The sequence below is a fragment of the Variovorax sp. JS1663 genome (assembly GCF_002157355.1).
GTDB lineage: Bacteria > Pseudomonadota > Gammaproteobacteria > Burkholderiales > Burkholderiaceae_C > Variovorax.
The window spans coordinates 131,769-139,665 of sequence record NZ_LYMK01000014.1 but is presented as its reverse complement, the minus strand read 5'-3'; the positions used below and the strand labels follow the sequence as shown (position 1 = coordinate 139,665).

Below are 7,897 nucleotides of genomic sequence, written 5' to 3'. Positions count from 1 at the left end.
GGTCGCCTTTCTTTGGTTACTTTCTTTGGCGAAGCAAAGAAAGTGACTCGCCCGCCGGGGCGAATTCCCGGCTCCGGCACACAAACAAGCACAGCATAGACAAGACATCAGACCCCTCATGCCCCCTCCCCCAGGCCCCGCAGCGCCGCAATGCAAGCCTCGAAGTCCTGCCGATGCCCCGGCGCCTGCGAGAGAAAGTCCAGCAGCGCCGGCCGTGCCCGGATCGCCGCATCAGCCTCCGCATCGCTCCCCGCCCTGTATTCCCCGATCTGCACCAGCAGCTCCATCTCCTGGTACTTCGCCAGCAGGCTGCGCACCCGCGATGCCGCCGCACGGTGCTCCGCCGAGCTCACCAGCGGCATCACGCGGCTGATGCTGCCCAGCACATCGATCGCCGGATAGCGGTTGGCCGCGGCCAGCTTGCGCGAGAGCACGATGTGCCCGTCGAGGATGGAACGCACCTCCTCGGCGATGGGGTCGTTCTCCTCGTCCCCCTCGGTCAGCACCGAGTACACCGCCGTGATCGAGCCGTGCGCGCCCTGCCCCGCACGCTCCAGCAGCTGCGGCAGCATCGAGAAGATCGAGGGCGGGTAGCTGCGCCGCGTCGGCGGCTCGCCGCTGGCCAGGCCGATCTCGCGCTGGGCGCGGGCAAAGCGCGTGAGCGAATCCACCAGCAGCAGCACGCGCCGGCCCTGGTCGCGGAAATGCTCGGCGATGGTGGTGGCCACGTAGGCCGACTTGATGCGCTCCATCGGCGGACGGTCGGAGGTGGAGACCACCATCACCGTCTTCGCCAGGCCCTCGGGCCCCAGGCTGTGCGCGATGAATTCCTGCACCTCGCGGCCGCGCTCGCCGATCAGGGCGATCACGTTCACGTCCGCGGTGGACCCGCGCGCCAGCATGCCCAGCAAGGTGCTCTTGCCCACGCCCGGCGGCGAGAAGACGCCGATGCGCTGGCCCTCACCCACGGTCAGCAGCGCATCGATGGCGCGGATGCCGGTGGGCAGCGGCGCCTCGATCATGCGGCGCGCCAGCGGGCCCACCGGCTCGCGGTGCACCGGCAGTTGGGCCAGCGCCGGCAGCGGCGCGCCGCCGTCGATGGGCCGGCCCATCGCATCCAGCACGCGGCCCAGCAGCGCATCGCCGACCGGGCAGGCATGGCCGCGCCCGGTCGGCAGCACCTCGGTCAGCGCCGAGATGCCGGTGATGGGGCCCAGCGGCGTCAGGATGGCGGTGTTGCCGCGAAAGCCCACCACTTCCGCCAGCAGCGGCGGCTCGCCGGGCGTGACGAGCTCGCACAGTTCGCCCACGTGGGCCTGGATGCCGGAGGCGTCGATCAGCATGCCCACGGCCTTGCTCACGCGCCCGCGCATGGCCACGGGCGCGACACGGCCGAAGGCCTGCTCGAGATCGGCGACGATGTCGAGCGCGCTGGGCGGGTTCATCGCGCGCCTCCGTCCGCCGCCGGCATGCCGCCGCGCTCGACCGCGCGGCGGAAGGCCTCCAGCTGCGCCTCGGCGCCGATCTCCAGCACGCCGGAGGCGGTCTGCACCACGCAGGCGCCAGCGGCCAGCGAGGGGTCGGGCACCAGGCTCACGCTCATGGTCCACTGCGCGTCCTGGCGCAGCCGGGCCAGCACCTCGCGCATCACGGCCTCCTGCGCCGGCGCCACGCGCACGGTGACGAAAGGCTCGCTGCGGATGAGCTGGTCCACCCGCAGCAGGGCGGCCTCGAAGAGCGCGGCCGGGTCGGCGCCGGCCATGAACTGGCCCACGGCCTTGACCACGATGCGGGCCATCGCGCTGCGCAGGCCCTGCATCTGGCGCTCGGCGGCCATCGCCTCCGACACCAGCTGCGTCGCGTACTCGGCCTGGGCGCGCTGCAGCCCTTCCTCGTAGCCCTGGCGGCGGCTGGCCTCGGCCTCCTCCTCTGCCTGGCGGGCGATGCGGCGGGCCTCGCGGCGCGCGGTCTCGACCACGGCCGATGCATCGAGCAGGGCCGCGTACTCGTGTTCCTTGAGCACCTTGCGCTCGCTCAGGAGCTGCAGGTTCTCGGTGGTGATCAGAAAAGCCAGTCCCATTGCGGCAGTCTTTCGGGAACGATGCAGGCGAGCATCAGCTCGTGCAGCTGGCGCGCCTGGTGCGGCTCGAAGCGCGGCAGGCCGAGTGCGGCGACGCGGCGCGGCAGCTTGTGCTGCAGGCGGCGCAGCACCGTCTCGCCCTCGGCGGCCGCGGCGCCCAGCAGCAGGCGGTGGCCGCGGTCCACCACGATGCGCCCGGCGGCGAGGGGCCGCTCTTCCAGCGCGGCGTGGTTCATGCGCAGGCCGGTGAGCTGCGGCGCGCGCTCCAGCAGGAAGTCCACCGCGTCGGCATCGAAGCGCCGCGCCTGGCGCCGCAGCTGCGCGCCCACCCCGCCGCGCACGCGCAGCAGCGGCAGGTGCGCGCAGAAGCCCAGGTAGGCCGCGAGCCGGCGCAGGGCCGCCGCGTCGAGCAGTGCGAGGCGCTTGAGGCGCGAGTCGAAGTTGTAGTCGGTGCTGCGCAGCGGCGCGACTTCGCGCCGCAGCAGTTCGGCCAGCACCGCGCGGCCGCCCTCGCCCAGTTGTCGCGGCAGGCGGTGGCGCGCCGGCCAGTTCGCGGGCAGCCAGCTGGGGTGCAGGTCGTGCTCGGGGTGGAGGTTGAAGCGCGTCACCAGGCGCACCAGGTCCATCGGGCCGGGTGCTGTCTGCGGGGTGGTGGCTGGGGCCTCATTGCTCATATGGCAACCTCGCCCTGGTTTGTCTTTGTGCTTGCTCGAAGGCAGGAGCCGGGAGTTCGCCCCGGCGGGCGACCGTCCGTGGACCCCGCGAAGCGGAGGGTCACGCACAGTGGGGTCGCCTTTCTCTGGTTACTTTCTTTGGCGAAGCAAAGAAAGTGACTCGCCCGCCGGGGCGAATTCCCGGCTCCGGCGCTGAACGAAGAGCAAGGCAAGAACAAAGGCCCGATGCCCTCACCCCCACCCTCTCCCAGAGGGAGAGGGAGCAAGACATCCCCCGACACGGAATATCTCATCGCCTGAACACCTGGCTGCGCGACCAGCTGCGCCAATCCAGTCCCTGGCGCCGCAGCAGCGCCGGCAGCACCATCAGGCAGACGGCGGCCGCCAGCAGCAGGCCCAGCAGCAGCACCGCGGTGCGGGTGGAGAACAGGCCGAGCACGGGCGCACCCGCCGCCCCGCCCGAGGCAGGCGCGGCCGCCAGCGGACGCGCCTCGAACAGGGACAGCGAGACCTGGTCGTGCGACAGGCCCTCGATGCTGTGGGCCACCATGTCCTTCACCGCCGGTGCGAGCAGGCGCAGGTCCACGTCGCTGCGGTGCTTGATGAAGACCGCGGCCGAGGACGGGCGGATCTTCTCGGACAGCGGGTCGTTGGCCGGGATCACCACGTGCACGCGCGCCGCCACCACGCCGTCGACGTTGCGCAGGGTCTGCGACAGCTCCTGCGACACGGCATAGATGTAGCGCATGCGTTCCTCGGAGGGCGTGGACACCAGGCCCTGCTTCTGGAACACCTCGCCCATGGTGGCGTAGCGCTCGCCCGGCAGGCCCTGTGCGCGCAGCACCTCCAGTGCCTGGCCGAGCCGGGCTTCGTCGACCTCGACCTGCCAGTTTGTGCCTTCGAGCTTGTTCTTGGCCGTGTCGATGCCCTGCGCGGACAGGGCCGCGACGATCTCGTTGGCCTCCTGCTCCTGCAGGTTGGAGTACAGCGGCACCTTGCAGCCGGCCAGCGCGAGCAGCAGCGACAGCGCGGCCAGCCAGCGGATGCGGAAAGGGAAGACGGTGTTCACGGCATCCTCACTGCTGGTTCTTCAGCAGCGTGCCGAACAGGCTGGTCGCCGCGCTGGCCAGCCCGGTGGAGATGTGCATCTTGGCGAACATCATGTGCGCCTCCATCGCGTGGTCGGTCATCACGAACATGGTCTTGATGGGGTCCGACAGGTCGATGGACTCCAGCATGCTGTGGCGCATCTCCTCGTAGGAGCGCACGTTGCCGGAGAACTGCGCGGCCAGCGACTTGGCGGCGTCGCCGATGGCGCTGGGCGCGGCCACGGCCGGGGGCGGCGCCTGCACGCCCTGCATCATGTTGGCGAACATGCGGGTGTCGCCCGGATCGAAGCGCGATGCGCCCGCCGCCTGCTGCGTGGCAACTTCGGCTGGCGGCGCGCTGGCGGCCGCCGACACGATGGGATCGGTCATGTTCAGCTCCAGGAAGAAAAAAGACGAGGCCGCGCAGGGCCGCAAAGCCCCGCGCGGACCCGCGTGCGCATCAGGACGACTTGGCCGACTGGCGGATGTCGTTGCCGGTGGACTTGGCGACTTCGCCGCCCGCGGCGCTGGCGCCGTTCACCGTGTGCGCGGTGGAGGCCGCGCCCTGGATGCTGGTGGAAGCCGCCATGCTGGCGGACATGAGGCGCGCGTTGTCGGCCGCGGCCTGGTTCATCTGCTGGATCGAGTTGTCGACGGAACCTGCCATTTCACTTCTCCTGGTTGATGATGAGATTCACTGGGGATGGATGCCCCGTCCGGATGGGACGAGGCCATTCCACGCGGCGGGTTGGCCGCCGCACGGAATCGGGGGCGCGGGCGGCGGGCGGGCGGCTTCGTGGGCACATCGCTCGTCACCTCGCGGGTTTGGGGTTGGGCACGCCGCCGCTGAGCACCAGGCCGTCGGCGTCGATGCGCTTGAGCTCGGCGCCGGACTTGAGCACCGAGCCTTCGTAGTAGCGGCTGCCGTTGGCCAGCTGGATGTGCCGCAGGCCGTTGCCGTCCTCGGTGATGCTCACCATGCGCGCGGGCAGCACGCTCTGCCAGCCGGCCCACTGGGCGCGCAGATCGGCGTCCTTGTCCTCGCGCTGCGGCTTCTCGCGGTACTGGACCTTGTCGGAGACCAGCACCGACGGATGCAGGTCTTCGCCGAGGCGCCGGATCTTCTGGCGCACCGAGGCATCCTCGACCGTGCCGCTGAGCACCAGCCGGCCCTGGCCGGTGTAGGTGACGGCAACGCCCGGGTCGGCGACGTAGCGGCGCGCCTGCTCGACCATGTCCTCGGCCGAATGCACGTTGACGCCGACCCGGCTGCCGAAGGGTGCCATGGCGTGCTGCAGCGCCTCGCGGCGCTGGCGCGATTCGACATAGCCCTTGACGCTGAACTGCCCGCCCGGCGCGGCCACCACCTCGACCTCGGGGAAAGGCGCGAGCGCGCGCTCCACCTCGGCCAGGTTGACGCGGCCCGGGCCGCCCGCGGCCGCACCGCGCTCGCCGCCGGCCCACAGCGCTGCCAGGCCGAGCACGGCCAGCAGCGCGACCACACCGCCGGCCCAGAGGCCCGGGCGCGGGCCCGTGCGCCGCGGCACGGGCTCGACCGACGGCGTGCCCGCGCCGGCATCCGGCATGGCGGCGAACATGCGGTCTTCCCGCGCGGCGGCGGGATAGCTGCGGTCGAGCTGGAAATCGATCTGGCCCACGCTGACGATGTCGCCGGCCACCACGCTGCGGCGCGGCTGCTGCATCGCCTCGCCATTGAGCCGCGCCGAGGCGGTGCCCAGGCGCTGCATCGACACCACCAGTTCGCCCACGGTGAACACCAGGTGGCGCGGCAGGACGTCGCCGCCCGGCAGCATCACCTCGCATTCGCCGCCCGAGCCCAGCACGTTGATGCCGGGCTTGAGCGCAATGGTGCGGCCCTTGACCGCGCCGCTGAGGAAGCGCAGGCACCAGCCGGCGTTCTGCACCGGCGGCGTGTCGAGGGCTTCGTCTTCGCGCATGGGCTTCAACCTCCGGCCGCCGGCGTGGCCATCGACACCGGCGTGACCTTGGGCGCGGGCGCCGGCGTCGAGAGCGGCGAAAGTGGCGGGATGGGCAGCACCGGCGCCGAGGCGGCCGCGCCGGGCACCACCAGGCGCGGCGTGAGCAGGTAGAAGCGCTCCATGTTCACCTGCTTCTTGTCCGAGTACTTGAAGAGGTTGCCGACCGCTGGGATGTCCTTGAGCACGGGCACGCCGCTGGTGGCGTTGCTGCGTTCCTCCGAGGAGTAGCCGGCGATCAGCAGGCTGGAGCCCTCGTCCACCAGCGCCTGCGTGTTGACGGTACGGCGGCGCACGATCGGGATGCGGTCCACGGCCTGCGCGCTGAGGTCGCCATCCACGATGTCGATGGACATCATCACGCCGCGCCCGCTCTTCTCCTCGATGATCAGTGGCGTCACGCGCACGGCGGTGCCGGCGGTGATGCTGAAGAGGCCCGCGTCCTGGAAGCCGTCCACCCGCACGTAGAACTCGCTGAGGTTCTCGAGCACCGCCTCGGTGTTGTCCAGGGTCATGACCTTGGGGCGGGCGACGAAGTTGGCGTCGCCGTTGGTGGCGAGTGCGGTGACGCGGGCCAGCAGGTAGTTGCGTGCGCTGTTGCCGATGGCGGCGGTGAGCATGCCGCCCAGGGGCGTGGTGACCTGGCCGAGGCTGTTGACGCCGCCGACCTGGCCGGCTTCGGTGGTGGCGCTGTCCCAGGTCAGGGGGCCGCGGTCGCCGCGGCCGGTCTGGAAGTCGCCGTGCCGGCCGTGCAGGCGCCAGTCGACGCCCAGGCTGCTCAGGTTGTCCGAGCTGATGTCCATGATCGTGACCTCGATCTCGATCAGGCGCGGGCGCACGTCCATCGACTCGATCAGGCGCTGGTACTGGCCCATGCGCTCGGGCGTGTCGCGCACCAGCACCGCGTTCATGCGGGTGTCGGCCTGGAACTGCGGCAGCTCGTTGCCGAAGGAGGCCGGCATGGCGGCGCCCGCGGCGTCGCCGCCCGCCGGGCCGATGCCGGGCATCTCGATCTTCGGCGCGTTGATCGATTCGCCGCTGCGCAGCTTGATCTGCCGGTTGGGGCCCACCGAGAAAGGCGCGCTCGGGCCGCGCCCGCTGCTGCTGCCCGGGCTGTTGCTGCTGCGGCCGTACAGGCTGCGCAGCACGTTGGCCACCCCGGGGATGACGGTCTCCTTGCCCGAGCGGTTGATCCTGAAGTCCGCGGCCCAGGCGTACTTGAGCGGGAAGAGGCGGATCTCGGCGCCGTCGGCGAGCGCGGTGCGCTGGTCGGCCAGCTTCACCGCCTGGCGCACCATCTCGACGTAGCGTTTCGGCCCGGTGACGTGCACGCTGGCGTCGCTCTCGCTGATGGACAGCGGGTAGCGCGTGTCCGAGATGCGCAGCCGCACCAGCGTCTCGGCGATGCGCGCGGCGTTCTCCGGCGCGATGGGCAGCACCTCGCTGCGGGTGTCGGCGGCCAGGTCGATGTAGAGGAAGGCGCCGTCGAAGTACCAGGTGAGGCCGTTGACCGCGCACACGCTGTCGAGCACCTGCTGCGCCGGCTCCGAGAACTTGCCGCTGATGGTGCCGCCGACCTTGGGATCGATCACCGCGGTGACCTTCTGCGAGGCGGCAAGCTCGCGCAGGAAATCGGGCAAGGGCTTCTCGTTGGCGACGATCTGGAAGGGGCGGTTGTTCCAGCGCAGCTCGGCCGCCTGCGCCGGCAGCCCGGCGAGCAGCACCGCGAGACCGAGCGCGATGAGCATGGCCCGGCTCACGGCAAGGACGTGAGCGTGTGGAAAGCCCGCTCGGCGAAGCGCATCACGTCGCGGCCCAGCCAGCCGGCGGTGGCGATGATCGCCACCATCACCGCGATCAGCCGGATCGACTGGCCGATGCTCTGGTCCTGCACCTGCGTCACGGCCTGCAGCACCGCGACCACGAGGGCGGTGACGGTCGCCACCACCACCACCGGCAGCGAGATCCAGAGCACGAGCAGCAGGCCCTCGCGCGTGATGTCCAGGATGTTCTGCGGCGTCATGCGTGCTGTTGCCTCGCTGCTGGGTGCACAAGTGG

9 protein-coding genes are annotated in these 7,897 nt (G+C 71.1%); all 9 read right to left on the bottom strand.

Annotation, left to right across the window (positions count from 1 at the left end):
* Positions 1-116 precede the first annotated feature (116 nt).
* Positions 117-1,445, bottom strand: coding sequence for a FliI/YscN family ATPase (locus A8M77_RS14275; RefSeq protein WP_086922166.1), 1,329 nt, complete (start codon positions 1,443-1,445; stop codon positions 117-119).
* On the bottom strand, positions 1,442-2,080 hold the full coding sequence (sctL, locus tag A8M77_RS14270) for a type III secretion system stator protein SctL (protein WP_086922165.1): 639 nt from the start codon (positions 2,078-2,080) through the stop codon (positions 1,442-1,444). The genes A8M77_RS14275 and sctL overlap by 4 nt, the downstream gene beginning before the upstream one ends.
* On the bottom strand, positions 2,062-2,754 hold the full coding sequence (locus tag A8M77_RS14265; RefSeq protein WP_086922164.1) for a SctK family type III secretion system sorting platform protein: 693 nt from the start codon (positions 2,752-2,754) through the stop codon (positions 2,062-2,064). The genes sctL and A8M77_RS14265 overlap by 19 nt, the downstream gene beginning before the upstream one ends.
* 289 nt (positions 2,755-3,043) lie before the next feature.
* Complete coding sequence (gene sctJ, locus A8M77_RS14260; RefSeq protein WP_086922163.1) at positions 3,044-3,823, bottom strand: type III secretion system inner membrane ring lipoprotein SctJ; 780 nt, start codon at positions 3,821-3,823, stop codon at positions 3,044-3,046.
* 7 nt (positions 3,824-3,830) lie between these two features.
* Positions 3,831-4,232, bottom strand: a complete 402-nt coding sequence (locus A8M77_RS14255) for a hypothetical protein (protein ID WP_086922162.1) — start codon at positions 4,230-4,232, stop codon at positions 3,831-3,833.
* A gap of 70 nt (positions 4,233-4,302) precedes the next feature.
* Positions 4,303-4,509, bottom strand: a complete 207-nt coding sequence (locus tag A8M77_RS14250) for a hypothetical protein (protein WP_068672726.1) — start codon at positions 4,507-4,509, stop codon at positions 4,303-4,305.
* Between the two features lie 145 nt (positions 4,510-4,654).
* Entirely contained in the window at positions 4,655-5,800 is a 1,146-nt protein-coding gene (locus A8M77_RS14245) for an FHA domain-containing protein (protein ID WP_086922161.1), read from the bottom strand.
* A gap of 5 nt (positions 5,801-5,805) precedes the next feature.
* Positions 5,806-7,587 carry a type III secretion system outer membrane ring subunit SctC gene (sctC, locus tag A8M77_RS14240; RefSeq protein WP_086922160.1) on the bottom strand — a complete coding sequence of 594 codons (1,782 nt, stop codon included), beginning with the start codon at positions 7,585-7,587 and terminating at the stop codon, positions 5,806-5,808.
* Positions 7,588-7,595: 8 nt separating this feature from the next.
* Positions 7,596-7,862 carry a type III secretion system export apparatus subunit SctS gene (gene sctS, locus A8M77_RS14235; RefSeq protein ID WP_086922159.1) on the bottom strand — a complete coding sequence of 89 codons (267 nt, stop codon included), beginning with the start codon at positions 7,860-7,862 and terminating at the stop codon, positions 7,596-7,598.
* Between the last annotated feature and the right edge of the window lie 35 nt (positions 7,863-7,897).

Coding starts and splice junctions, on each gene's coding strand:
- A8M77_RS14255 (WP_086922162.1), bottom strand. CDS start 4,232: ATGACCGATCCCATCGTGTCGGCGGCCGCCAGCGCGCCGCCAGCCGAA.
- sctC (WP_086922160.1), bottom strand. CDS start 7,587: ATGCTCATCGCGCTCGGTCTCGCGGTGCTGCTCGCCGGGCTGCCGGCG.
- A8M77_RS14265 (WP_086922164.1), bottom strand. CDS start 2,754: ATGAGCAATGAGGCCCCAGCCACCACCCCGCAGACAGCACCCGGCCCG.
- A8M77_RS14245 (WP_086922161.1), bottom strand. CDS start 5,800: ATGCGCGAAGACGAAGCCCTCGACACGCCGCCGGTGCAGAACGCCGGC.
- A8M77_RS14250 (WP_068672726.1), bottom strand. CDS start 4,509: ATGGCAGGTTCCGTCGACAACTCGATCCAGCAGATGAACCAGGCCGCG.
- A8M77_RS14275 (WP_086922166.1), bottom strand. CDS start 1,445: ATGAACCCGCCCAGCGCGCTCGACATCGTCGCCGATCTCGAGCAGGCC.
- sctL (WP_086922165.1), bottom strand. CDS start 2,080: ATGGGACTGGCTTTTCTGATCACCACCGAGAACCTGCAGCTCCTGAGC.
- sctS (WP_086922159.1), bottom strand. CDS start 7,862: ATGACGCCGCAGAACATCCTGGACATCACGCGCGAGGGCCTGCTGCTC.